Below are 23,390 nucleotides of genomic sequence, written 5' to 3' on the forward strand. Positions count from 1 at the left end.
GGTATCTCCTCGAAAATCGATGGTTACGGGGTGCGGTGCCACGCAAGGCGCCTCACCTGTTAATTTGTCAGCCCGCCAACGGGGCAGCATCCACAGGCTTGATCGTATCCTCCCTGATCACTGCGCCAAACTGTTGCAGCATCTGCTGGATGAACGGATCGGCATGAATCGACGCCTCAGCCTGGCGCTGGCGCTCGGCACGCAGGCGGGAAGCGGCCTGGGCCGGGGTTTCCTGCTCGGGCTTGAGCAGCTCGATACTCAGGTTGATCGTACGGCCCTGCTGTTGGTTCAGCGCATCATTGAGGCGCCGCTGCTGGGTCGCGTTGAACAGCGCACTGTGGGCCGGGTCCAGGTGCAGCAGCCAATTGTCGCCATCACGGGCGATCAACGTGCAGTTGGCGGCGATGCTGCCAGTCATGCCGGAAATCGGCAGTTTGAGGAACAGCTCGAGCCATTCCGCGGCCAGGCCGGTGGCAGGCATCAACGCCGGGGCCGGTTCAGCTTCGACCGGCTCGGCTTCGCCCACGCTGTCGTGGGCCAGGTCGTCCAGATAACTGTAGGACGCCGGATCGATATCAATGTCCGGCTCGACATAATCATCGTCCAGCGGCGGCTCGTCGTCGCGCTCCATGGGCGCAGGCACATAGGCCGCTGCCGAGGCGACCGGCTCAAGCATGGCAACGGTCGCCACTGGCTCGGGTTGACGCTCCTCGACCTGCGGCGCTTCGGGCACCGGGGTGTCGGGAGCGGGTGTCGGCATCGGCGTCAGTGCAGGCTGTTCGGCCACGGTCTCCAGGACCGGTTCAGGGACGACCTCGGCGACCGGTTCAGGCTGCGGGTCCCACGGCAGGTCAACGCCAGGCTCGACCACCGGCGGCTCGACAGGCGCAACAGGTACAACCGCTACCGGAGCAGGTGCAACAGGCTCAGGCGCTGCTAAAGCGGCAGGAGGCGCAACCGGGGCTGCCACAGATACAGAAGCAGGTGCAGGGGCCGTGCTAGCCACTGCTTTTGGGGAATCAACCGTGGCCGGGTTGAGCCCCACCGTCTTTAGCGGCTGGCGGGGTGCATCATCGCTGTCAGCGGGGCGGAAGGCCAGCATCCGCAACAGCACCATTTCGAACCCGCCCCGCGGCTCAGGCGCCAGCGGCAGGTCGCGACGACCAATCAGGCCCATCTGGTAGTAGAACTGCACGTCCTCAGCCGGCAGCGCCTGGGCCAGGGCCAGCACCCGATCACGGTCGCCATGGCCGTTATCGACGCCCTCAGGCAATGCCTGGGCAATCGCCACCCGGTGCAACACGTTGAGAATTTCCGAAAGCACGCCATTCCAGTCCGGCCCCTGTTCGGCCAGATGGCGCACGGCTTCCAGCAGCGCCCGGGCATCGCCGTCAAGCAACGCATGCAGCACGTCATAGACCTGACCATGATCAAGGGTGCCGAGCATCGCCCGCACGTCCGCCGCCATCACCTTGCCTTCGCCGAAGGCTATCGCCTGGTCGGTCAGGCTCATGGCATCGCGCATCGAACCGTCGGCCGCGCGCCCCAGCAACCACAGGGCATCGTCCTCAAACGGCACGTTCTCGACCCCCAGTACGTGGGTCAAATGCTCAACCACACGCTCTGGGGTCATGTTCTTCAGGGAAAATTGCAGGCAACGTGACAGAATGGTTGCCGGAAGTTTCTGCGGATCGGTCGTCGCCAGGATGAACTTGACGTAGGGTGGCGGTTCCTCAAGGGTCTTGAGCAAGGCGTTGAACGAATGGCTGGACAGCATGTGCACTTCGTCGATCAGGTAGACCTTGAAGCGTCCACGGCTGGGCGCGTACTGCACGTTGTCCAGCAGCTCGCGGGTGTCCTCGACCTTGGTGCGACTCGCGGCGTCGATCTCGATCAGGTCGACAAAGCGACCTTCGTCGATTTCCCGGCAGACCGAGCAGGTGCCGCATGGCGTGGAAGTGATGCCGGTTTCGCAGTTAAGGCACTTGGCGATAATGCGCGCGATAGTCGTCTTGCCTACGCCCCGGGTGCCGGTGAACAGATAGGCATGGTGCAGACGCTGACTGTCGAGCGCGTTGATCAGAGCCTTGAGCACATGGGTCTGGCCAACCATTTCGCGAAACGAGCGCGGACGCCATTTACGTGCAAGAACCTGATAACTCATCGAAAACCGTCGCGACTGAAAAGCGGAAGACCGCCAATGCTAGCGGAGCAGGGGCAAAATTGCATCTGATGTGCTGTTGGAATATGACTAAGCTTGTAAATAGCAGGCCCCACCACTCGGCCCGGCACCTGTCAGCGTGCCGTTGCACCGACATTAGAGAGTCTATGCGCCTACTGATTTTCAGCATTCTATTGTGGGCGTCCACCCCCAGCCTGGCCGATCAGCCTTCGTTGCGCTTTTCCCTGGCCGACAGCTGGTCCATGCCGCTGGTCAATGTCCGCGATGGTCAACCCAACGCGGGGATCCTGTTCGACATCATGCAAAGCCTGAGCGAGCACATGGGCCGCACCGCCATTTACCATGTGCTGCCGCGTAACCGCATTCAGGGCGCCATGGAGCGCGGCGAGATCGACGTACGCTGTTACGTCTCCCCTGACTGGCTGGGCGGCCTGTCCGGCGATTACACCTGGAGCCTGCCGCTGCTGATCCAGCGCGACCTGCTGGTGACCACCGCGCGCAACGCTTTCCCCATCACCGCTGCACAATTGCATCGACAACCCATCGGCACGGTACTGGGCTACTTCTATCCCAAGCTGCAACCGCTGTTCGACAGCCAGCAACTGATTCGCGAAGACGCCCGCGGCCAGGACCAGGTCCTGCTCAAGCTCAAGGCTCGCCGCTATTTCTATGCCGTCAGCAGCCAGTGGGCGCTGGACTGGTTCAACCAGAACGACGGCGCAGGCGACCCGATGCAGGCAGTGGCCATCATTAATGAAGAGCCTGTGGGCTGCATTGCCCGCAACGATCTGGACTTGCCGGTGCAAGGCATCATGCGCGCCCTGCTGCGCATGAAAATGTCCGGGGAAATCGACCGCATCATCGAGCGCTATCGCACCTCCAGTGCTCCGCCCGCAATCATGGCGCCTTGACCCGCTCAACCTGCCGCCAACCTGTAGCAATATCGTCACAATGCGCCACTACCCTTGCTGAAATATTTGGTAACAACCAGACCAACGGGCAGGGCGAAGCGCATGAGCGACAAACCGGACGACACTTCCAAAACAACCGGCACCCCCACTGACACCAGTCGCCGCCGCTTCCTCGGCGGCGTCGCCGTTCTGGGTGCCGGCGCGGCCCTCAGCAGCCACGCTTCGGCCCACGAGCCAAGCGGCGCCAAGGCCGAGAAACACCTGGCCGGCCCGGCGCTGGACAAAGCCCTGCACGAACACGTCAAGACGGTGGTGGTCATCTACGCCGAGAACCGCAGCTTCAACAACCTGTTCGGCGACTTCCCTGGCGTTGAAAGTCCACTCTCCGCCGTCAAGCCTGCGCAATATCAGCAACGCGACCGTGATGGCAGCCTGCTCAACACCCTGCCCCCGGCCTGGGGTGGTGTGTTGCAGGTCGGCCCGCAGACCGTCGATGGCGTGACCTATCCGGTCAACACCCAATTCCAGGAAAACCTGCCCAACGCGCCCTTCGCACTCAAAGGCCCGAACGCCGAAGACCTGCCCATGAGCCTGGTCACCCGTGACCTGTGGCATGTGTTCTACCAGAACCAGATGCAAATCAACGGCGGCAAGAACGACAAATTCGTCGCCTGGGCCGACTCCGGTGGCCTGACCATGGGCTACTACCCGCAAAGCCAGTACTCCCTGCGCCTGTGGGACGTAGCCAAGGAATTCGTGCTGTGTGACAACTTCTTCCAGGGCGCTTTCGGTGGCTCGTTCCTTAATCACCAGTACCTGATCTCGGCCCGCGCGCCGTTTTATCCGGATGCCGCTTCGTCGGTCGCCAAGGCGCAGATCGCCACGGTAGAAAGCGATGACCCGCTCGACTTCCGCCTCAAGCCGCTGGAAAAATCCCCACCCAGCGCCATGACCGGTGCCCCGCAGTTCGGCCCGAGCCTGCTGACGCCAGACGGTTTTGCCGTCAACACCATGGCCCCGCCGTACTGGCCGACCTGGCTGCGCGATCCGGAAAAGCCCGACTACTCCAAGCCTGACCTGGCCAACGTGCTGGTGCCCCAGAACCACGAGCATATCGGCGACAAACTGTCGAAGAAGAACATCGACTGGGCCTGGTACGCCGGTGCCTGGCAAGTCACCCTGGATCAATACAAGGATTCCACCGGCATCCCCAAGATCCCCAACTTCCAGTACCACCACCAGCCCTTCAACTACTTCAAGCAGCAAGGGCCGGAAAACCCGGCTGAGCGTGCCAAGCGCCTGCGTGATGGTGGCCTGGGCGACGAGGCGAGCAGCAACAAATTCCTCGCTGACGCGCAAGCAGGCAAGCTGCCAGCAGTGACCTTCTACAAACCCCAGGGCAACCTGAACATGCACGCCGGTTATGCCGACGTCGCCTCGGGCGACCGCCATATCGACCGAGTGATCAAGGTCCTGCGCAATAGCCCGCAATGGAACAACATGGTCATCGTCATCACCGTCGACGAAAACGGCGGCTGGTGGGACCACGTCGCACCGCCCAAGGGCGACCGTTTCGGCCCCGGCACCCGTGTTCCGGCGCTTATTGTCTCGCCGTTCGCCCGCAAAGGCACGGTGGACCACACCGTCTACGACACCGCCTCGATCCTGCGCCTGATCACCCGGATCCATGGCCTGGAAACCCTGGACGGACTCAAGCAACGCGACGACGCCATGAAAGCCCGCGGGCAGCAGCCCATGGGCGACCTGACCAACGCCCTGCACTTCCCGGGCTGAATCATTGGCGTGCTCGCGCTTATCAAACACAGCCTGACCCGCTGAATTAATGTGGTTTTGTGGGACCGGCTTTAGCCGGGAAGACGGTATTGCAGGCGATAAAATGTATTAATCCTGCCTATGCTTTCCCGGCTAAAGCCGGTCCCACAGACGTTGTCTGTTTGCTGCGCGGGAGCAAGAAGCTTCACTTCCTGCATAAACCAGCGACAAATCGTACAAGCCATAACGGCAAGGCCGACTTGTCCTGAAAACCCCATGAGTATTTCTTACAGGGCCTGATTAACCCTGTAAGGAAACTCCGAATCATGACCTCCCTTAAAACCCGTCCAGGCACCGACCTGCTGGTCGTACACTGCTCCGCCTCAGGTCCCCACGTCGACGTCGGCGTACGCGACATTACCCGCTGGCATGTCCAGCGCGGCTTCACGACAGTGGGCTATCACTATGTCATCCGCCGCAATGGCGAACTGGAGCCGGGCCGCAGGGAAAACGCCATCGGTGCCCATGCCACCGGCCACAACGCCCGTTCCATCGGCATTTGCCTGGTAGGGGGTGTCGATCTTAATAACAAACCGGCCAACAACTTCACCGACGAGCAGTTCACGACCCTGGAACGCCTGCTCAGGGAACTGAAGGTCCGCTATCCAAAAGCGCGCATCTGCGGCCATCGCGATTTGTCGCCGGACAAGAACAGCGACGGCCGCATCACCCCGAATGAATTCACCAAAGCCTGTCCGTCATTCGATATCACTCCATGGCTGAAAGAACGCTTCGGCCCGCTATAAGGCGGGAATCAGATTCAACAGATCGGTGGAGCCGACATCGACGCCCGCTTGCGACAGCAGCGTCGTTGCCTGGCCACGGTGATGGGTCTGATGATTGAAGAAGTGGGTCAGCAGTGCATGGAAATCACGCGAAAAAGGAGTGCCCTGGGTATTGGCATAAGACACCGCCCTATCCAGATCCGCCTCGCTCAACACCTCGACCCACTCGGTGATGATCCGGTCCAGAAAAATCCGGTGCTCGCGCATCTCGCCGAAGCTCTCGAACAGCAACTGGCTCAAGCCTTGCGGCGCAGGTCTCTGACGCAGCGGATCCAGCGCCGCGTGCAAGGACGGATGCCGGGCAAAGCGTTGCAACCAGATGGTGTCCGCGACCAACAGGTGATTCAGCGTCCCGATGATCGAACCAAAAAACGCATTGCGGTCTTCGCGCAGGGCCTCTTCCGGGAGGCTGGCAGCGGCTTCATAGAGGCGGTTGTTCATCCACTGGTTGTAGGCAGCCATGAGGCGGATTTGCTCGAGGCGGGGCATGGGTGGGCTCCTGAACTGGATCAGACGTTGGACCGAACGCTACCGATTTGACTATCGAGTGTCCAATGACCGCAGGTATATCGACTTGTTGTCGAAATGCAGTACCGAGTTGGCATCGCCTGGGTAAAGTTCATCGGCACGCACAAGCGTTACGACGAAATAGACGTGGAGACCATCAATGAATGTTAAGCCTATCCGCAACGACGACGACCTTCGTGCCGCTTTCCAGCGACTGGAGACGATCTTCCAGGCAGAAGCCGGAACGCCCGAGGCCGACGAAATGGAAGTGCTGGTGACTCTGATTGAGGTTTACGAGAACAAACACTATCCGATCCCTGCTGCGACCCCTATTGAAGCTATCAAATTCGTCATGGATCAGCAGGGTCTTACTCGACGCGATCTTGAACAATACATCGGTCCAAGCGGCAGGGTATCCGAAGTGTTGAGCGGTCTACACGAGGAAAGTAAAGCGAAGGGCCGTTAAGGAGGCAACCCCACCAGCCACACCCCGGCACACAATGTTCCCGCTGTGGCTGCTTCCTTCCGGATCTGACCAGGTTGACGGGTAATCGTTGCGGGGGGACCGATGGGGTCACCATAACGACGCTCACCTCTCGGCGAGCCGCGCCATTGTACCGGTCTTGAGCGAAGTTACAACCCGTTGTTGCGGATAAAAAACTTGAGAGTGCTCAAGCACTTGTGTGGCGGGGCGCGGCGGCCTTGTGGGTGCCTCAGGCGGCCTGCAGGGCGCTGGCGATCGCCTTGTTGAACGCGGGCAGGTCGTCGGGGTTGCGTGAGGTGATCAGCGTCCAGCCATTGGCCGGGCATTCCTTGACCTCGGCATCGACCCAATCCGCCGCGTCGGCGTTCATCAGGTCGGTACGCACGCTGGGGTAGGACGTCAGGGTCTTGCCCTCAACCACACCGGCGTCGATCAACAGCCAGGGGCCATGACAGATCGCCGCAACGGTTTTGCCCGCCTTGACGAACTCATTGACGATCCGTTGGGCATCGGCGTCCTGACGCAACGTATCGGCATTGACTGTGCCGCCCGGAATCACCAGAGCATCGAAGTCCGACGCGTTGAGAGCGGCCAGCGTGCTGTCGGACTTTACCGTTACGTCCTTGTCGGCGTCATGCAGGCAGGTTTGCGTGATACCGCCCTTGCTCGAACCATGGGTGACGGTCGCGCCAAAACCCCGCAGGGCTTCCAGCGGCTTGAGCAATTCATCGCGCTCGATACCGGAGTTGGAGGTGATGATCAGGACTTTCTTGCCTTGCAGCTCGGTACTCATGATGGTCTTCCTCTAGTCAAATTGGCCCGTCTGAACGGGCAGACAGAGAATGGGAGGCAAGGCCGAATCAGAAAGTTCAGCCCGATTGGGCGGCCGGTTTTATTTGGGCGTTGTCGCTACCGCCCGGCAAATGAATCGAACTCATGTGAACTGTTCCCCTCCAAAGTTCACACTCTGGAGGAAGTCCCGATGAGCACCCAAGAACGTTCCAAGCCGGTCAACTCGGCGTCAAACAATCCGCCAACCGATGCCGCCGGCAAACCCGTCAACGTCGTCGAACGCGATCTTGAAGACCGCAGTGAAGCCACCAAAGGTGTCGACCAAACCATCACACCCTCCTCGACCCGGACCAAGGAGCAGGAGGTGGAAGAACTCAATCAAAAAACAGCCGAGATCGAGCGCAAAGTGGCCGACGGTAACTAGGTAAGCCCCATGAAGACTCACGATCAGCACGATGACGAGCAAACGCCGGAATACCCGCTGTCCGCGCCAATCAAACCCGATGATCCCGAGCGCAAGAACGATCAGTCCCGGGCGGATACCCGGGACTGGTCAGAACAGGAAGAGGACAAGCCTTCTTGAGGCTTACTCCTCGGGATCATCCAGTTTTGCCGCCACTGCGTCATCGACAGCGCGTTCATAGCTGGCGTCTGCCCGCGCCTTGAGCGCCTGACAGTCATCCCAGTCGATCACACCCCCACGTAACAGCTCATCGGCCGCACTGGTCAGGGTTTCATGCCAGGCGTCCGGCGAATCGTTGCGATAGCCGCTGTCTTCCAGCACCAGATACCAGGCATCCAGCTCCGGGGTTTTGCGTTGCTCTTCCATTTCTGCTGCTCCCGAGATTGCGTTCGAATATCTGTGCCGGTAGACCCTGGGCATTTTTTTCCGGTTCCCTGCGACATTGACCAGCGGTGTGCGCCGCTCGGTAAATACCGTCGAACCTTTGCCGTGCTTCCCGCGTCGTAGCGCAATAACTGCTCACTTGCCCGCCAGTGCTTCAGAGGTGAACTCATGCGCATCCTTCATTCCACGGCTCACTATCACCCCTACACCTCGGCTTCCGGCGGCTGGGGTTCGGCGTTTTCCGTGATGAATATTCTATGGCGCGAACAGGCTCTGGGCGGATCGCTTGCGGCCCTGGCGAAACAGAACAAGCCCAAAGGTTTTGCCTGCGTCAGCTGCGCCTGGGCCAAGCCCGGCAATCCCCATGTCCTGGAGTTTTGCGAGAACGGCGCCAAGGCCACTGCCTGGGAACTTACGTCCCGGCGAACCTCGCCGGAGTTTTTCGCCAGCCACACCGTCAGTGAACTGCGCACCTGGCGTGATTATGATCTGGAGCAACAGGGGCGACTGACTCATCCGCTGCGCTACGACCCGACCAGTGATCGCTACGTACCTACCTCCTGGGAAGAAGCCTTCCAGCAAATCGGCGCGCAGTTACGCCGTATGACCCCGGACTCAGTGGTCTTCTATGCCTCGGGACGGGCATCCCTGGAGGCCTCGTTCATGTATCAGCTGCTGGCCAGGGCCTACGGGACCAACAGTCTGCCGGACAGCTCCAACATGTGCCACGAAAGCACCTCGGTGGGTCTGCAGGAAAGCATTGGCGTGCCGGTCGGCACGGTAACCCTGGCCGACTTCGAACATACCGACTGCATTTTTTTCTTCGGCCAGAACGTCGGCAGTAACAGCCCGCGCATGCTCCATCCACTGCAGGAAGCACGCAGACGCAACGTGCCGATCATCACCTTCAACCCGTTGCGCGAGCGCGGTCTGGAGCGTTTCGTCAACCCGCAATCGCCCAGCGAAATGCTCGGCCCCGAGTCCACCGTCATCAGTACCCAGTACCATCAAGTCGCCATAGGCGGCGATACCGCAGCGATCATGGGCATCATCAAGGCATTACTGGCCATGGAACGCGCGGCCGAGACCGAGGGCAGGCAAGCGGTATTGGATCATGCGTTCATGACCGAGCACACCGAAGGCCTGATGGATCTGGTTGCTCAGGTCGACCATTACTCGTGGGACGATCTGGAACATCGTTCCGGTCTGCATCGGGGCGCCATGGAGGCTGCAGCCACCGTGTATGCCCGCAGCGAACGGGTCATGGTGATCTACGGCATGGGCATGACCCAACACCGCCACGGCGTGGCAAACGTGCAGATGCTGGTCAATCTGTTGCTATTGCGCGGCAATATCGGCAAGCCCGGCGCGGGCATCTGCCCGGTACGCGGGCACTCCAACGTGCAAGGGCAACGTACGGTGGGCATTACCGAAGACCCTGCCAAGGTGCCGGGGGACAGGATCCAGACGCTGTTCGGTTTCAGCGTACCGCCCGACAAAGGCCGGGCCACGGTGGAAACTTGTGAAGGCATGCTAGATGGCAGTGTGCAGGGCTTTATCGGCCTGGGCGGTAATTTCCTGCGGGCCATTCCCGACACTTCGCAAATGGAACCCGCCTGGTCGCGACTGGCGCTGAACGTTCAGGTCGCCACCAAGCTGAACCGCTCGCACCTCTTGCCTGGCGAGCAGGCCTGGCTGCTGCCCTGCCTGGGCCATACCGAAATCGACCGTCAGGACGGCATCGAACAGGCCTACAGCACCGAAGACAGCACCGGCTGCATTCATGGCTGGCGCGGCGCCCGAGAGCCTGCGGGCGACCAGTTATTGTCCGAAGTCGCGATCATCAGTGGGTTGGCCCAAGCGACGCTTGAGGGACGGACAACGATACCCTGGGCACAATGGCAGCGCGACTACAGCCTGATCCGCAAAGCAATCGCTCAGATCTACCCGGACATCTTTCACGATATGGAGGCACGCATGTGGCAGCGCGGCGGCTTTCATCGGCCACTGCCTGCCTGCGAACGTAAATGGCTCACGGCAACCGGCAAGGCGCAATTCAAGACGCCCGCAGCGCTGGATGAAGACGATGACGTTTCCCGCAACGCCGAGCGCCGCGACGTTCGACAGCTGATGACGCTGCGCAGCAACGACCAGTTCAACACCACCATCTACGGCTATGACGACCGTTTCAGGGGGGTGAGTGGAACCCGCAGCGTGATTTTTCTTAACCGCAACGACATCATCCGCCTCAACCTTGCACCCGGAGACTGGGTCATGGTTCGCACAGCGATTGAGCCTGACGTGGTACGGGAAGTCGGACCGTTGCAGATCATCGCCTATGACATTCCCGAACGCTGCGCCGCCGCCTATTACCCGGAGTGCAACCCGTTGGTACCGCTCTGGCATCACGCCGAACGCAGCAAAGTACCGGCGGCAAAATCCGTCCCGGTTACCTTGACTCGCGCAGCGCCTCCGACAGGCGCCAACGAATCGATTCCGTTGCGTGATCAAGTGCTCTGAAGACGCTGACCGCAGCAGCAGCGTCTTCGCAGCGCAGCTTATTTCACTGCCGGATTGGTTTTCGGCCGGGGTTTGTTATGGGGTTCGTTGCCGGTGCGCGCGGGATGCGTCGGATCGACTTGCGGATCACTGACATCCGGCGACTCCGGATCGAAACCCAGATCGTCATCGGGGTTTTCGGGTGTCTCGGGTTCACGTTGCATGATTGATCTCCATTGCACGGTCCGGACCATCCGGACATGCAGTTGAGAAAGGTCTCTCAAGCCAGAGTGCCCTGCACATGACCAGCGGCAGCCTGGATAAGCCAGCCACTCCATTCGTCGTCAATCCGCAGGTTTTTTCAAACTTTGCGCGGCCTGCCATTTCCCAACGTTGTGAGGCTTGTAAACGCTCACCCACGCAACGCTCGAAAAAACAACAAGAGGTTCTTTCATGAAAAGCTCTCTAAGTCGTGCATTGGCCCTGGCCGGATTGACCTGCGTGCTATCGGTGCCTGTAGTGGCAGCGACGAGTACCACTGACCCCAGCGGTACTAACAACGGCGGCATCATGAACGGCTCGGCCTTACCGCCGGGTTCCAATCCCGGTGCGCCCAATGGGTCGACCAACTCCGGAAATGGCATGGGCAACAGCAACGGCAGCAGCATGCCAGGCACCAATAATGGTGGCGGCGGTGGTGGCATCAATTCCGGCTCCGGCAATGGCACAGGCGGTACTGGCACGGGGACCGGTACAGGTGGCTCGGGGACCGGCAGCTCTGGCTCCGGTGCAGGTTCAGGCTCCGGCGCGGGTGGCGGAGCTGGCGGCAGTGGCGGGTCCGGAGGCGGCGCAGGTGGTGGGGCGGGTGGCGGAGGTTCGTGAGTAGCGTCCCTAGCCATCGCGCGGGACAGGCTTTAGCCGGGCGGACGCTATCTCGTCTGACGCCGGTCCCATAAAACCCACAGGAGATTGCCCATGACCTTCCACGCGGTCGCGGATCTTGACCAGGTGAATGACTCTCGCCCTATACGGGTACAGGCCGGTTCCACAGAGGTGGTGCTGGTGTCCAACGTCAAACAGGTGCGAGCCTTTCAGGCCAATTGCCCTCACGCGGGTGCTCCGTTGGAAAAAGGCGCGATCTGCGAGGGCTACCTGATCTGCCCCTGGCACAAGGCGGCATTTGCCATCGACAGCGGTGCCGTGTGTGAGCCCCCTGCCCTGACCAGCCTGAAACGCCATGCGGTACGTATCGAAGGCAACAGGATCTGGGTAGACGATCAGCCAGAGTCTGCTGCCGACGGCCCCGTCGCACCCGACAACCGCTGTTTCGTCATAATCGGCGCTGGCGCTGCAGGTTCGGCGGCGGTGGCAGCCTTACGCGAAAAAGGCTACACCGGGCAACTGCTATGGATCGATCAAGAGCAACGCAATGCCTATGACCGGACCGCCCTGAGCAAGTTTGTTCTGGCCGGTGAAATGCCCCCGGCACAAACTCCACCCCTGCTCGACGACAGCTTTTATCAAAGCGCCGGAATACAGCGCCTGCACGGACGAGTGCAAAGGGTCGATAACCAGACCAAAACCATCAGCTTTGACGACGGTCGCAGCCTGATCTATGACGCCGCGCTCCTGGCGACCGGGGGTATTCCCCTGCGCCCGCAAATCGAAGGCGCCCACCTGCCCGGCGTATTCGTACTGCGCTCCCTGGCCGATGCAGAGCAACTGCTGAAAGCTGCCGAGGCCAATACCCGTGTGACGATCATCGGCGACAGCTTCATTGGCCTGGAAACCGCTGCGGCACTGCGCAAAGCCGGGTTTGAGGTCCAGGTAGTCACTCGCCATGGGGTGCCGTTTCAAAAGCAGATGGGCGAACGTATCGGCCGCGCCCTGCGTGCACTGCACGAGCGCAACGGTGTGGTCTTCCATACCGGCACCGAGCCAGTGCTGCTGGAGGGAGCCGCGAAGGTCCATGCAGTGGTACTGGATAACGGCAAGCGACTGGAAACCGACCTCGTCCTGATCGGCACCGGGGTAAGTCCGGCGACCGAACCGGTGCGCGAACTGGCCCTGGCCGATGATCACTCCCTGATGGCTGATGGCGGTATGCGGGTTGCAGACGGCCTTTGGGCGGCAGGGGATGTAGTAACTTTCCCTTTGGCGGGTCAGCCGACGCGTATCGAGCATTGGCGTGTAGCCCAGCAACAGGCCCGCGTGGCTGCCGGCAACATGCTCGGCGAGCAGGGTGAATTTGCCGATGTGCCGTTCTTCTGGACCTACCACTACGGCAAGACCTACGAAGTATTGGGCTACGCCAGGGACTGGAACCGTATCGAGTATGTCGGTGAGCCCGAGCAACACGCCTTTATCGCTCTGCTATGCGTCGATGATCAGGTGGAGTCAGTGGTCGCCTGCGGGCGTCAGCGCCTCATGGCCACCCTGTCGCAACGGATGAAGCGGCCATTGTCCTCCAGTGAGGCGCTGGCAATAGTCGGGAGTTGAGCAGCGCCGCGTGTTTAACCCGAGCGATTCGCTCAAACACCCGTCATACTGCGCACCGCCCACATCGCTTGTCAGACGGTGCATCCCTGCTGTGAAGAAAACCGACGTTGTGTCCTACGAAGAACTGAATGAAACTCAGCGCCAACAGCTCGAATCCCTGGAGATTCTGCCTGAACAGTTGGCTTTCTCCGGCGATATCTACTGTGCGTTGAACACGCTGTTGATCAGGCCCAGTGGCGATGTTGCCGGCTTCGCCCTGTTGGTCGATGACATTCCCCGCGGTTTCTTCCTGCTCAAGCGCCGCAGCTGCCTGCCTCATTGGGCGCAAGCGGATGCAGCGACCCTGCACGCATTGCAAATCGATCATCGCGTTCAGGGTCAGGGCCTGGGCAAGGTCTTTTTGCAAGGCCTACCCCAGGCCGCCCGACTCAAATGGCCGGAGGTACAACAACTGATGCTGTCGGTAGATGCCGACAATCTGGCGGCGATGAACCTGTATCGCAGCCAGGGCTGGATCGACACCGGCCAGGCTTACGAGGGACGCATCGGTTATGAACGGCGCATGGTACTGGCGCTGTAATAGGGAGGGGGCGCAAGCAGACCCTGTGGGAGCGAACTCATTCGCGAATAGACCGGTACATCTGACACAGATGTACCGTCTTTATTACCGTTTTCGCGAATGAATTCGCTCCCGCAAAGTTGCGGTCTCTCGCAACCCCTCCCGCGCAAGGTCATGTCGCCTGCAACACCTCATCCGCTTTGCCACCGGTGTTCTGGATCACCAGATGAATGAAATGCAGCTTGGTAATCACTGACGGTGACAGGACAAACGGATAGAAGTCCGGCTGGCCCATGCTGCGCGACAACTCATTGAGCATGCCGGCCAGTTCGATCCAGGCGTTGACGAAGGCGAGAAACGCCGGACCGCCAGGGTGTTGCGGGTCATAGAGGGTTTCCAGCGGAAACGGCTGGTAGTCCAGGTCCATTTCCTGAGCGCTCATGCCAAAGCCCAGGGCGGTGTCTACCGCATCCATCATGTGCAGGTAGTGAGCCCAGGTTTCCGCCCAGTCTTCCCACGGATGCATGGTGGCGTAGGCGCTGACGAAGCCTTGCTGCCAGTTGTCCGGCGTGCCGTTCTGGTAGTGATGCTCCAGGGCATCGGCGTAACTGGCGCGCTCGTCGCCGAACAATTGGCGAAAGCCGTCGATCCAGAAGCTGTTGTCAATCAGACGATCCCAGTAATAGTGGCCGACTTCATGTCGGAAATGGCCGAGCAAGGTGCGGTACGGCTCGTGCATCTGCACGCGAATCGCTTCGCGATGGGCGTCGTCCGCTTCCTTGATATCCAGGGTAATCAGACCATCGGCATGACCCGTCATGGGTCGCTTGCCTTCCAGGTCGACACCAACGAAATCGAACGCCAGACCATTCTGCTCATTCACCGACTTGGGAATGACCGGCAGGCCCAGGCTGATCAACTGCGCCACCATCCGCCGCTTTGCCGTCTCGACCTTGCGCCAGCGCTCGCCATTTTCCGTGATCGACAGATCAGGAATGGTGCGATTGAGGCTGCAAGCCACGCAAAACTCGCCAGTGGCCCAGGCCGGAAACAACCAGTTGCAGGCCGCCGGGGTATCCAGGTTGGCGCAGCGTCGGTACAGGCCACGGCCGGGCTCGTCGAGGACGCGCCAGACGTTGAAATCGTGATCCGCCTCGATCGCCGCGACGCGCCCTGTTTCCGGCAAGTAACCCAGCTCCGCCGAGCAGGCCAGGCACTGGGTATTGGGGAAAAAGATCGACTGGCCGCAGCGGCATTGCCAGACCTTGCTGTTACGCCGGGTCTCGCTGATAAAGGGCGCGGCAATGCGCGAGGTGAGCTGGTCGAAATAACGGAACATGTCGATCTCCTTGAGGACATGAACTAGATCATGGCCGGTTGTAGGGGTTCCGTTTATTTCGTGATGTGTATATTCAAGGCAGATAGCCAATTGTGTGGGACCGGCTTTAGCCGGGAATGCGCTGGTAAGATCGATATATATCTATCGTTTGTCCCATTGTCTTCCCGGCTAAAGCCGGTCCCACAGGGCATCGCGGCGCCGCTTAAAAACACAGGTTTTATCAATCCACTGCTACACCCTGCTTCCCAAGAAACGCCACAAACGCCTCTTCATCCAGCACCTTGAGCCCCAGCTCATTGGCCTTGGCCAGCTTCGATCCCGCCCCTGGCCCGGCGACCACGGTATGGGTCTTGGCCGATACGGAACCGGCGACCTTGGCACCCAGGCCTTCGAGTTTGCTCTTGGCCACATCGCGGCTCATCAGTTCCAGCGAGCCGGTCAGGACCCATGTCTGTCCGGCCAGGGGCAGGCCTTCGACGGTCTTTTTCTCACTGTGCCAGTGCATGCCGAAGGCCTTGAGTTGGGCTTCGATGGCCTTGGCCAGTTCGATATTGGCCTTCAAGTCGAAATACTCGCGCACGGACTTCGCCTGCTTCTCCGGCAGGGTCTGGCGCATGTCCAGCCAGTCGGCGGCAATTACCGCGTCCAGCGAACCGAACTTGTCCGCCAGCTTCTGCGCACCACCGGGGCCGACCGAAGGGATATTGAGCTTGTCGAGCATCCCGGCCAGGTCAGCGCTGGCGGCGAATTCGGCACTCAGGTCGCCCTCGCCCTGAATCTGCAGCCCGCATTCAGCCGGATCACGCAGAGCCTTGATCACCTGCTGGTTATGTTCGTCCTCGAAGAAGCTGTGGATCTCGTGGGCCACTTCCAGGCCGATATCCGGCAGGTACGTCAGAACCTGCGGCAACGCCTGTGCGACGCGTTCCAGAGAAGCCAGGGAGCGGGCCAGGACCTTGGCCGTTTCCTCGCCGACATCGGGAATGCCCAGGGCGTAGATAAACCGCGCCAGGGTCGGCTGACGGCTATCGGCAATGGCCTTGAGCAGCTTGTTGCTGGAGATTTCGGCAAAGCCCTCCAGATCGATGATGTCGTCGTACTTGAGCTTGTACAGATCGGCCGGCGAGCCAATCAGTTTCTCGTCCACCAGTTGCTCAATGGTCTTGTCGCCCAGGCCTTCAATATCCATGGCCCGGCGCGACACGTAGTGGATGATCGCCTGCTTGAGCTGCGCACCACAGGCCAGGCGGCCGACGCAGCGATACACCGCGCCTTCACTGACGGTTTCCTTGCCCTTGCTGCGCTTGATCAGTTGCGTGCGCTCGACATGGGAGCCGCACACCGGACAGGTTTGCGGTACTTCCACAGCCCGGGCATTTTCCGGGCGGCGTTCCAGTACCACCTGAACCACCTGGGGGATCACATCGCCAGCGCGGCGGATAATCACCGTGTCGCCGATCATCACACCCAGGCGCGCGACTTCGTCCATGTTGTGCAGGGTGGCGTTGGCCACGGTCACGCCCGCGACCTTGACCGGCTTGAGGCGCGCCACCGGGGTCACGGCGCCGGTACGGCCGACCTGAAACTCGACGTCGAGCAGTTCGGTAAGCTCTTCCATCGCAGGGAATTTGTGCGCAATGGCCCAGCGCGGCTCACGGGCGCGAAAGCCCAGTTCGCGCTGGGACGCCAGGCTGTTGACTTTGAACACCACGCCATCGATTTCATAGGACAGGGTCAGGCGCCGCTCGCCGATGTCCCGGTAATACGCCAGGCACTCATCAATGCCATTGGCCAGCTTCAGCTCGCGGCTGACCGGCATGCCCCATTCCTTGAGCTTGTTGAGGTTGCCGATATGGGTATCGGCAAACTCGGCAGACACCTGACCCAGGCCGTAGGCGCAGAACTCCAGCGGACGATTGGCGGTGATCTTCGAATCCAGCTGGCGCAGGCTGCCTGCCGCGGCGTTACGGGGGTTGGCAAAGGTCTTGCCACCGACTTCCAACTGGCTGGCGTTAAGGCGTTCGAAACCGGCCTTGGACATGAACACTTCGCCGCGCACTTCAAGCGTCTGCGGCCAGCCGCTGCCGTGCAGCTTGAGGGGGATGTTGCGTACGGTGCGCACGTTGACACTGATGTCTTCACCGGTGGTGCCGTCGCCACGGGTCGCGCCACGCACCAGAGCACCGTCGACGTAGAGCAGGCTTACCGCCAGGCCGTCGAGTTTCGGCTCGCAGCTGTACTGCACCGCCGCGCCGCCACCGAACAGGTCGCCGGCGGGCAGGTCCAGGCCTTCGGTGACACGGCGGTCGAACTCGCGCATGTCGGTTTCTTCGAAGGCGTTGCCCAGGCTGAGCATCGGCACTTCATGGCGAACCTGAGTGAAAGCCGCCAGCGCCGCGCTACCCACCCGTTGCGTCGGTGAGTCAGGCGTGACCAGATGCGGATGCTCGGCCTCCAGCGCCTTGAGCTCGTGGAACAGGCGGTCGTACTCGACGTCAGGGATGCTTGGCTCGTCGAGGACGTGGTAGCGATAGTTATGCTGGTCCAGCTCGGCACGCAGTTCCAGGATTCGGCTTTCGGCGGCGTTCATACGGTGTTCTCTCGAAAAGCAAAAGAGCAGCCGAGGCTGCTCAATTCATGCATGTGTTGTGTACCGCTGTGGGAGCGCGGCTTGCCCGCGATTGAATCAACGCGGTGAACCAGACATACCGCGTCATCGTTTTTCGCGGGCAAGCCGCGCTCCCACAGGTTACGGCAACCTTTCAGCGGCGCTGAGTCAGGGCGCGGCGTTCAAATTCGACGATGCGCTGACGATAATGTTCGATCGTTTGCGCGGTCATGACGCTGCGCTGGTCATCCTTCAGCTCGCCGTTCAGCTCATGAGCCAGCTTGCGGGCAGCGGCGACCATGACGTCAAAAGCCTGTTTCGGATGGCGCGGGCCCGGCAGGCCGAGGAAGAAGCTCACAGCACGGGTGCTGAAATGGTCGATATCGTCCAGATCGAAAATGCCCGGCTTGACCGCATTGGCCATGGAAAACAACACTTCGCCGTTACCCGCCATGCTTTCGTGACGATGGAAAATGTCCATTTCGCCGAAGCGCAGGCCGCTTTCCAGAATATTCTGCAGCAGGGCCGGGCCTTTGAAACCACTTTCATCGCGGGAAATCACGCTGATCACCAATACTTCCTCGACAGGCGCCAGGTCCTTGTCTTCGGTGATGCGCTGCGCCGGCTTGTCGTCCGGGAAGTCGTCGTCGCGGGCACTGAACAGGCTCGGGGTCGCTTCGACCTCCAGGTTCAGATCGCCCTGCTGCGGCTCATCCTTACGCTTGCGCTTGCCCTCACGCGGCGTGGCGGACATGGAAGGCAGGTCGTGTTCGTCGAGCTGCGGCTCTTTCTGGGTATCGAGTACTCGAGCCGGGCCAAGCAACTCTGCGGACGACGGTTCATCGTCGTCCGGCAGGTTGGAAAAACTGCGGTCGAGCCTGAATTTCAACTTGCCCTTACCGCCACGCATCCGCCGCCAGCCATCAAAAAGAATACCGGCGATGACAATGATGCCGATGACGATCAGCCACTCGCGCAGACCGATTTCCATGTAATCCAGTGCCTCTATGAAAAATGCTTGAAATATAAGGGGCTTAAACCCCTTTAAAACGTGGTGCCAAGTCTATGTTCTAACTGGCATTTTGCCCACGCAAAAAGTAAAAAGTGGACATTAAGCTAGCACGACCAAAGGTAACTTTACACCGGTTGTTACATCTGCTTTGTGTCACAAGCGCTATCTACCGCACATTGCGTTATCCAATAGCCACTTACCGGCGCGCCATCAGGCGTCCACCAAGGCCATGGCCTCCTCGACATCCACCGCCACCAACCGCGAACAACCGGGCTCATGCATGGTCACGCCCATCAGTTGATCGGCCATTTCCATGGCGATCTTGTTGTGGGTGATATAGATGAACTGCACAGTTTGCGACATCTCCTTCACGAGCCTGGCGTAGCGTCCTACGTTGGCATCGTCCAATGGCGCATCGACTTCATCGAGCATGCAGAACGGTGCCGGGTTGAGTTTGAAAATGGCAAATACCAGGGCCAATGCGGTCAGGGCTTTCTCGCCGCCGGACAGCAAATGGATGGTGCTGTTCTTCTTGCCCGGGGGACGCGCCATGATTGTCACCCCTGTATCGAGTAAATCTTCGCCCGTCAGTTCCAGATAAGCGCTGCCACCACCGAAAACTTTCGGGAAAAGTGCCTGAATTCCGCTATTTATCTGATCGAAGGTCTCCTTGAAGCGGTTGCGCGTCTCCTTGTCGATCTTGCGAATGACGTTTTCCAGCGTCTCAAGTGCTTCTACCAGATCCGCATTTTGGGCATCGAGATAGCGTTTTCGTTCGGATTGCTGCTGATATTCGTCAATGGCGGCGAGGTTGATGGCACCCAGGCGCTGAATACGCGCGGCAATGCGCTCAAGTTCTTCTTCGGCTTCTTTCTCGTTGGCGTCACTGGTGAGGGTCGCCAGAACGCCGTGCAAGTCGTAGCCATCTTCGTGCAGTTGATCTTCCAGAGTCTTGCGGCGCACAGTCAGGGACTGCCACTCCATGCGCTGTTGTTCGAGCTGGCCACGCAGCAACTGGGACTGCTGTTCGGCCTGGGTACGGCGCTTTTCCGCATCGCGCAGTTCACGGTCGGCGTCTTCCAAAGCGTTTTTCGCCGTACGCATTTCTTCGTCGACGACCATACGCCGTTCCAGCAACTCTTCGAGCTTGAGGCGCAGCTCTTCCAGCGGTGCTTCGCCCTCTTCCAGATTCAGACTTAGTTGCTCACGGCGTTCGCTCAGGCGTTCGGACTGCATCTCCAGACGCTCAAGGGCCTGACGGGTCGAATCATGCTGAGCCTTGATCGAGCCCAGACGCACCGCCAGTTGATGGGCATGATCCTTGTGCTGACGGGCTTCCTGGCGCACCCGGTCAAGGCGTTCGCGCAGACTGTCACGGCGGGCCTGCAGTTGCTCGCGCTGCTCGCTGTCCAGCGCCATGGCATCCAGAGCGTCCTGCAATTGCAGGCGTGATTCGCCCAGTTCTTCGTGTTCGATGGCGCGTTGCTCGGCCAGCTCGGTCAGTTCGTCGTCCAGGCGTGTGCGGCGCAAGGTCAACTGTTCGACCTTGGCCCTGGCGGCAGACAGCTGCGCCTTGAGTTCGCCCTGCTGCCGGGCTTCGTCCTGCAGGCGACGGCGCACTTGCTCACGGGCGTCTTCCTGTTGCAGCTGTTGTTCACGCAGACTGAGCAGTTGCTCTTCGAGGCCGGCCAGGGTCGCTTCGCGCTCGTCCCGTTCAAGGTTCAGCCGTTGCAACTCCTGACCACGGGCCAGAACGCCGCTCTGAGCTTCACTGGCCCGGCGCACGCGCAAGAAGTGTCGGCCAACCCAGTAGCCATCACGGCTGATCAGGCTCTGCCCGGCACTCAACTGACTACGGCGGGCCAGAGCTTCGTCGAGGCTCTCCACCGGCAGCACCTGGCCCAACCAGGCAGACAGATCGTGATCACTGTCGACCTTGTCGAGCAGGCTACCGGGCATGCGGGCGCCCTCATGGGAAGGACTGAGCAGACGCAGATCGCCCTGACTGAAACCGGCCAGATCCAGACCGGCGAAATCATCGACCAATACCGCTTGCAGATCTGCGCCCAGCACGGTCTCCACGGCCATTTCCCACCCGGCCTCGACCCGCAATCCTTCAGCCAGTCGCGGGCGCTCGCTCAGTTCATGTTCGCGTAGCCATTCGGCGGTGCCGGTGTCCGGATCGAGAGCGGCCTGCTGCAGGGCTTCCAACGATGCAAGACGACCATTAAGGCGTTGCAGTTCGCCCTGGGCCTGTTGCTGCGCCTGATTGGCCCGCTGCAGTTCGTCGCGCAACTGCTCAAGGCGTTCGACGAGCTGCTCTTCGCTCACCTGCAATTCTTCGAGGGTCATTTCGCGGCTGGCGAGGTCTTCGCTCAGCTCGAGAATGGCAGCGTCTTCCGGGTCGGCGGCGAGCAACGCCCGTTCTTCGCCCAGACGACGCTGGCGCTCGGCCAGACGCTCCATGCTCTGCTCAAGCTGCTGGATGCGCGACTGCTGGACTTCAGCGAGTCGCCGCGGCTCGGCGGAGGTCAGGTTGAAGGCGTCCCACTGTTCCTGCCAGCCGTGCATGGCGATTTCGGCATCTTCCAAGGCAATGGCCGACTCTTCGGCGGCGGCCTGGGTGATGTCCTGCTCGGGCTCGAGCATTTCCAGCTCTTCGCCCAAGGTCGCCAGCAAGGTGCGGTCGTGACCCAGATGAGACTCGGTTTCCTGACGGGCGCGCTCGGCTTCGCGCAGATCGTCCTGCAACTGGCGCAGGCGCTGCTGGCCATGCTGGATGCTCTGCTCGACCCGGGCAATGTCGCCGCCGACCGAATAGAAGCGCCCCTGCACCAGATTGAAGCGTTCGGACAGGTCGTGATGACCGTCGCGCAGGCGCTCAATACTGGCATCGGCGCTGCGCTGGTCGGCAACCAACGCCTCGAAACCGACTTCCTGATTGCCGATCACCGACTCGCGCTGAGCCACCTGCTCGTTCAGCGCCTGCCAGCGCAGGGCGGACAATTGCGCCTTGAGCTGACGCTCCTCGGCCTTGTATTCCTGAAACTTCTCGGCGGCCTGGGCCTGACGGTGCAGACGGTCGAGCTGGCGCTCCAGCTCGTCGCGCAGGTCGGTCAGGCGGGCAAGGTTTTCATGAGTGCGGCGGATGCGGTTTTCCGTCTCGCGACGGCGCTCCTTGTACTTGGAGATGCCAGCGGCTTCTTCGATGAAGTTGCGCAGATCTTCGGGCTTGGCCTCGATCAGCTTGGAGATCATGCCCTGCTCGATGATCGAATAGCTGCGAGGCCCCAGGCCGGTGCCGAGAAAGATATCGGTAATGTCACGACGACGGCATTTGGCGCCGTTCAGGTAGTAGCTGTTCTGGCTGTCGCGGGTGACCTTGCGGCGAATGGAGATTTCCGCGTAGCTGGCGTATTCGCCGATCAGGGTGCCGTCGGAGTTGTCGAATACCAGTTCGATGCTTGCCTGGCTCACCGGCTTGCGGCTGGTGGAGCCGTTGAAGATGACGTCGGTCATCGACTCGCCGCGCAGGTTCTTCGCCGAGCTTTCGCCCATCACCCAGCGCACGGCGTCGATGATGTTGGATTTGCCGCAGCCATTGGGGCCGACGACCGCCGCCATATTACTGGGGAAGTTCACCGTGGTGGGGTCGACGAAGGATTTGAACCCCGCCAGCTTGATGCACTTCAGCCGCACGGGTCAGCCTGCCGTCAACGCGGACAGGATCAGCTTGCAACTGCGCTCGGCGTAGTCACCCAGGACCTTGCGGATCAGCACTTCATCGCGGGCAATGACGGCGCCGAGCAAATTCGCGAACAGGTTCAGGTAATCGCCCATTTCCGCCTTGCGCTGCTCCAGGGCCAGAGAATAGTTACGGCTCATGGACGGTTGCAGATTTTCCACCGTCTCTTGCAGATACGGGTTGTCGGCAAACGGGAACGCGGCACGCATGACATTGAAGCTGTCTTCGACGAAGGCCTGAACATCCGCGCGCTCGGAACTGGCGATCAGCCGCTGCTGGATTTGCAGGAAGGCGCCCAGGTCAGCCTGCTCCTTCCAGGTGCGCCCGACGGCAATGGCCAGCAGAACATACAACTCGCTCATCAGGTTGCACAGGCTGATCACGTTATGGGCCGTGATCTCGGTAACCTGAGCGCCACGGCGCGGCAGGATGACGATCAGGTGGCGGCGCTCGAGGATCAGCAGCGCTTCGCGCACCGAACCGCGGCTGACGTTCAGCGCCTGAGTGACCTTTTGTTCCTGGATGCGCTCGCCCGGCTTGAGCTCACCACGAATGATGCGCTCGGCAAGGTGTTGAGCGATTTGCTCGGCGAGGCTGTCCGGGGCCTTGAACGTCATGTTTGTCCCTTGAATCTGGAGTCTGTGGCGGCAAAGCGGCGAAGTGTATCGCACTGGAGTGCGATGGCGCAGGGCCACTTGCCGCGAACTGGCACGAAATACGCAAACCTTTGAACATCTTCTTACAGATTCATTGCATCCCCCGACAGCCACTGATCGTGCGAAGCCGGA

General features: G+C 60.6%; 21 protein-coding genes and 1 other RNA gene. 11 read left to right on the forward strand and 11 right to left on the reverse strand.

Annotated elements, in window-relative coordinates:
* Window positions 1-67: 67 nt before the first annotated feature.
* Window positions 68-2,164 carry a DNA polymerase III subunit gamma/tau gene (gene dnaX, locus AC1Z24_RS22315; RefSeq protein WP_483742739.1) on the reverse strand — a complete coding sequence of 699 codons (2,097 nt, stop codon included), beginning with the start codon at window positions 2,162-2,164 and terminating at the stop codon, window positions 68-70.
* A gap of 164 nt (window positions 2,165-2,328) precedes the next feature.
* On the opposite strand from dnaX, the gene AC1Z24_RS22320 reads away from it, so the two are divergent.
* The 3 genes from AC1Z24_RS22320 to AC1Z24_RS22330 all read left to right on the forward strand — a co-directional run bounded on the left by AC1Z24_RS22320 (window position 2,329) and on the right by AC1Z24_RS22330 (window position 5,672).
* Window positions 2,329-3,093 carry a substrate-binding periplasmic protein gene (locus AC1Z24_RS22320; protein WP_483742740.1) on the forward strand — a complete coding sequence of 255 codons (765 nt, stop codon included), beginning with the start codon at window positions 2,329-2,331 and terminating at the stop codon, window positions 3,091-3,093.
* Window positions 3,094-3,195: 102 nt separating this feature from the next.
* Entirely contained in the window at window positions 3,196-4,887 is a 1,692-nt protein-coding gene (locus tag AC1Z24_RS22325; RefSeq protein ID WP_483742741.1) for an acid phosphatase, read from the forward strand.
* Between the two features lie 305 nt (window positions 4,888-5,192).
* Window positions 5,193-5,672: an N-acetylmuramoyl-L-alanine amidase gene (locus tag AC1Z24_RS22330; RefSeq protein WP_483742742.1), complete on the forward strand. Its 480-nt coding sequence runs from the start codon at window positions 5,193-5,195 to the stop codon at window positions 5,670-5,672.
* On the opposite strand, the gene AC1Z24_RS22335 is transcribed toward AC1Z24_RS22330, so the two are convergent.
* Window positions 5,667-6,200: a DinB family protein gene (locus AC1Z24_RS22335; protein ID WP_483742743.1), complete on the reverse strand. Its 534-nt coding sequence runs from the start codon at window positions 6,198-6,200 to the stop codon at window positions 5,667-5,669. The two genes, AC1Z24_RS22330 and AC1Z24_RS22335, sit on opposite strands and share 6 nt — an antisense overlap.
* A 96-nt stretch (window positions 6,201-6,296) precedes the next feature.
* On the opposite strand from AC1Z24_RS22335, the gene AC1Z24_RS22340 reads away from it, so the two are divergent.
* Window positions 6,297-6,389: a hypothetical protein gene (locus AC1Z24_RS22340; RefSeq protein WP_483742744.1), complete on the forward strand. Its 93-nt coding sequence runs from the start codon at window positions 6,297-6,299 to the stop codon at window positions 6,387-6,389.
* A complete protein-coding gene (locus AC1Z24_RS22345) occupies window positions 6,379-6,684 on the forward strand; it encodes a helix-turn-helix domain-containing protein (protein ID WP_483742745.1) in 306 nt (101 codons plus the stop codon). The genes AC1Z24_RS22340 and AC1Z24_RS22345 overlap by 11 nt, the downstream gene beginning before the upstream one ends.
* Before the next feature lie 8 nt (window positions 6,685-6,692).
* Here the strand turns inward: AC1Z24_RS22345 and ffs are convergent.
* Together ffs and AC1Z24_RS22355 are read right to left on the reverse strand one after the other, a co-directional pair.
* Window positions 6,693-6,789, reverse strand: an RNA gene (gene ffs, locus AC1Z24_RS22350) — signal recognition particle sRNA small type.
* Window positions 6,790-6,931: 142 nt separating this feature from the next.
* Window positions 6,932-7,495 (reverse strand): type 1 glutamine amidotransferase domain-containing protein, encoded by a 564-nt coding sequence (locus AC1Z24_RS22355; RefSeq protein WP_483742746.1) that lies wholly within the window; start codon window positions 7,493-7,495, stop codon window positions 6,932-6,934.
* Between the two features lie 189 nt (window positions 7,496-7,684).
* On the opposite strand from AC1Z24_RS22355, the gene AC1Z24_RS22360 reads away from it, so the two are divergent.
* Together AC1Z24_RS22360 and AC1Z24_RS22365 are read left to right on the forward strand one after the other, a co-directional pair.
* Window positions 7,685-7,918 carry a hypothetical protein gene (locus tag AC1Z24_RS22360; RefSeq protein WP_483742747.1) on the forward strand — a complete coding sequence of 78 codons (234 nt, stop codon included), beginning with the start codon at window positions 7,685-7,687 and terminating at the stop codon, window positions 7,916-7,918.
* A gap of 9 nt (window positions 7,919-7,927) precedes the next feature.
* A complete protein-coding gene (locus AC1Z24_RS22365) occupies window positions 7,928-8,077 on the forward strand; it encodes a hypothetical protein (protein WP_483742748.1) in 150 nt (49 codons plus the stop codon).
* A 3-nt stretch (window positions 8,078-8,080) separates the two neighbouring features.
* Here AC1Z24_RS22365 and AC1Z24_RS22370 read toward each other — a convergent pair whose 3' ends face one another.
* The gene (locus AC1Z24_RS22370; RefSeq protein WP_483742749.1) at window positions 8,081-8,323 is read right to left on the reverse strand and encodes a hypothetical protein; all 243 of its coding nucleotides are present in this window, start codon (window positions 8,321-8,323) and stop codon (window positions 8,081-8,083) included.
* 186 nt (window positions 8,324-8,509) lie between these two features.
* Here AC1Z24_RS22370 and AC1Z24_RS22375 point away from each other — a divergent pair, with 186 nt between their 5' ends.
* Window positions 8,510-10,861 (forward strand): FdhF/YdeP family oxidoreductase, encoded by a 2,352-nt coding sequence (locus AC1Z24_RS22375; RefSeq protein ID WP_483742750.1) that lies wholly within the window; start codon window positions 8,510-8,512, stop codon window positions 10,859-10,861.
* A gap of 38 nt (window positions 10,862-10,899) precedes the next feature.
* Here AC1Z24_RS22375 and AC1Z24_RS22380 read toward each other — a convergent pair whose 3' ends face one another.
* Window positions 10,900-11,064: a DUF6021 family protein gene (locus AC1Z24_RS22380; protein ID WP_483742751.1), complete on the reverse strand. Its 165-nt coding sequence runs from the start codon at window positions 11,062-11,064 to the stop codon at window positions 10,900-10,902.
* Between the two features lie 229 nt (window positions 11,065-11,293).
* On the opposite strand from AC1Z24_RS22380, the gene AC1Z24_RS22385 reads away from it, so the two are divergent.
* From AC1Z24_RS22385 to AC1Z24_RS22395, 3 genes are all read left to right on the forward strand, one after another.
* Window positions 11,294-11,722, forward strand: a complete 429-nt coding sequence (locus tag AC1Z24_RS22385) for a hypothetical protein (RefSeq protein ID WP_483742752.1) — start codon at window positions 11,294-11,296, stop codon at window positions 11,720-11,722.
* A gap of 93 nt (window positions 11,723-11,815) precedes the next feature.
* Window positions 11,816-13,339, forward strand: coding sequence for an FAD-dependent oxidoreductase (locus AC1Z24_RS22390; RefSeq protein ID WP_483742753.1), 1,524 nt, complete (start codon window positions 11,816-11,818; stop codon window positions 13,337-13,339).
* Between the two features lie 91 nt (window positions 13,340-13,430).
* Window positions 13,431-13,919, forward strand: coding sequence for a GNAT family N-acetyltransferase (locus AC1Z24_RS22395; protein WP_483742754.1), 489 nt, complete (start codon window positions 13,431-13,433; stop codon window positions 13,917-13,919).
* Between the two features lie 151 nt (window positions 13,920-14,070).
* On the opposite strand, the gene AC1Z24_RS22400 is transcribed toward AC1Z24_RS22395, so the two are convergent.
* The 5 genes from AC1Z24_RS22400 to AC1Z24_RS22420 all read right to left on the reverse strand — a co-directional run bounded on the left by AC1Z24_RS22400 (window position 14,071) and on the right by AC1Z24_RS22420 (window position 23,219).
* The gene (locus AC1Z24_RS22400; RefSeq protein WP_483742755.1) at window positions 14,071-15,237 is read right to left on the reverse strand and encodes a zinc-binding metallopeptidase family protein; all 1,167 of its coding nucleotides are present in this window, start codon (window positions 15,235-15,237) and stop codon (window positions 14,071-14,073) included.
* 220 nt (window positions 15,238-15,457) lie between these two features.
* Complete coding sequence (gene ligA / locus AC1Z24_RS22405) at window positions 15,458-17,827, reverse strand: NAD-dependent DNA ligase LigA (protein WP_483742756.1); 2,370 nt, start codon at window positions 17,825-17,827, stop codon at window positions 15,458-15,460.
* 172 nt (window positions 17,828-17,999) lie between these two features.
* Window positions 18,000-18,836, reverse strand: coding sequence for a cell division protein ZipA (gene zipA / locus AC1Z24_RS22410; protein WP_259101947.1), 837 nt, complete (start codon window positions 18,834-18,836; stop codon window positions 18,000-18,002).
* 231 nt (window positions 18,837-19,067) lie between these two features.
* Window positions 19,068-22,556: a chromosome segregation protein SMC gene (gene smc / locus AC1Z24_RS22415; RefSeq protein ID WP_483742757.1), complete on the reverse strand. Its 3,489-nt coding sequence runs from the start codon at window positions 22,554-22,556 to the stop codon at window positions 19,068-19,070.
* 3 nt (window positions 22,557-22,559) lie between these two features.
* Window positions 22,560-23,219 (reverse strand): GntR family transcriptional regulator, encoded by a 660-nt coding sequence (locus AC1Z24_RS22420; RefSeq protein ID WP_483742758.1) that lies wholly within the window; start codon window positions 23,217-23,219, stop codon window positions 22,560-22,562.
* Window positions 23,220-23,390 lie beyond the last annotated feature (171 nt).

The sequence above is a fragment of the Pseudomonas sp. JL23 genome (assembly GCF_056933585.1).

What these genes read in the sequence shown, in the direction of transcription:
- AC1Z24_RS22330 (WP_483742742.1), top strand. Translation starts at nt 5,193, where the DNA reads ATGACCTCCCTTAAAACCCGTCCAGGCACCGACCTGCTGGTCGTACAC.
- ligA (WP_483742756.1), bottom strand. Translation starts at nt 17,827, where the DNA reads ATGAACGCCGCCGAAAGCCGAATCCTGGAACTGCGTGCCGAGCTGGAC.
- AC1Z24_RS22325 (WP_483742741.1), top strand. Translation starts at nt 3,196, where the DNA reads ATGAGCGACAAACCGGACGACACTTCCAAAACAACCGGCACCCCCACT.
- zipA (WP_259101947.1), bottom strand. Translation starts at nt 18,836, where the DNA reads ATGGAAATCGGTCTGCGCGAGTGGCTGATCGTCATCGGCATCATTGTC.
- AC1Z24_RS22355 (WP_483742746.1), bottom strand. Translation starts at nt 7,495, where the DNA reads ATGAGTACCGAGCTGCAAGGCAAGAAAGTCCTGATCATCACCTCCAAC.
- AC1Z24_RS22390 (WP_483742753.1), top strand. Translation starts at nt 11,816, where the DNA reads ATGACCTTCCACGCGGTCGCGGATCTTGACCAGGTGAATGACTCTCGC.
- AC1Z24_RS22370 (WP_483742749.1), bottom strand. Translation starts at nt 8,323, where the DNA reads ATGGAAGAGCAACGCAAAACCCCGGAGCTGGATGCCTGGTATCTGGTG.
- AC1Z24_RS22320 (WP_483742740.1), top strand. Translation starts at nt 2,329, where the DNA reads ATGCGCCTACTGATTTTCAGCATTCTATTGTGGGCGTCCACCCCCAGC.
- AC1Z24_RS22340 (WP_483742744.1), top strand. Translation starts at nt 6,297, where the DNA reads ATGCAGTACCGAGTTGGCATCGCCTGGGTAAAGTTCATCGGCACGCAC.
- AC1Z24_RS22375 (WP_483742750.1), top strand. Translation starts at nt 8,510, where the DNA reads ATGCGCATCCTTCATTCCACGGCTCACTATCACCCCTACACCTCGGCT.
- AC1Z24_RS22385 (WP_483742752.1), top strand. Translation starts at nt 11,294, where the DNA reads ATGAAAAGCTCTCTAAGTCGTGCATTGGCCCTGGCCGGATTGACCTGC.
- AC1Z24_RS22420 (WP_483742758.1), bottom strand. Translation starts at nt 23,219, where the DNA reads ATGACGTTCAAGGCCCCGGACAGCCTCGCCGAGCAAATCGCTCAACAC.
- AC1Z24_RS22400 (WP_483742755.1), bottom strand. Translation starts at nt 15,237, where the DNA reads ATGTTCCGTTATTTCGACCAGCTCACCTCGCGCATTGCCGCGCCCTTT.
- dnaX (WP_483742739.1), bottom strand. Translation starts at nt 2,164, where the DNA reads ATGAGTTATCAGGTTCTTGCACGTAAATGGCGTCCGCGCTCGTTTCGC.
- AC1Z24_RS22380 (WP_483742751.1), bottom strand. Translation starts at nt 11,064, where the DNA reads ATGCAACGTGAACCCGAGACACCCGAAAACCCCGATGACGATCTGGGT.
- AC1Z24_RS22365 (WP_483742748.1), top strand. Translation starts at nt 7,928, where the DNA reads ATGAAGACTCACGATCAGCACGATGACGAGCAAACGCCGGAATACCCG.
- AC1Z24_RS22345 (WP_483742745.1), top strand. Translation starts at nt 6,379, where the DNA reads ATGAATGTTAAGCCTATCCGCAACGACGACGACCTTCGTGCCGCTTTC.
- AC1Z24_RS22360 (WP_483742747.1), top strand. Translation starts at nt 7,685, where the DNA reads ATGAGCACCCAAGAACGTTCCAAGCCGGTCAACTCGGCGTCAAACAAT.
- AC1Z24_RS22335 (WP_483742743.1), bottom strand. Translation starts at nt 6,200, where the DNA reads ATGCCCCGCCTCGAGCAAATCCGCCTCATGGCTGCCTACAACCAGTGG.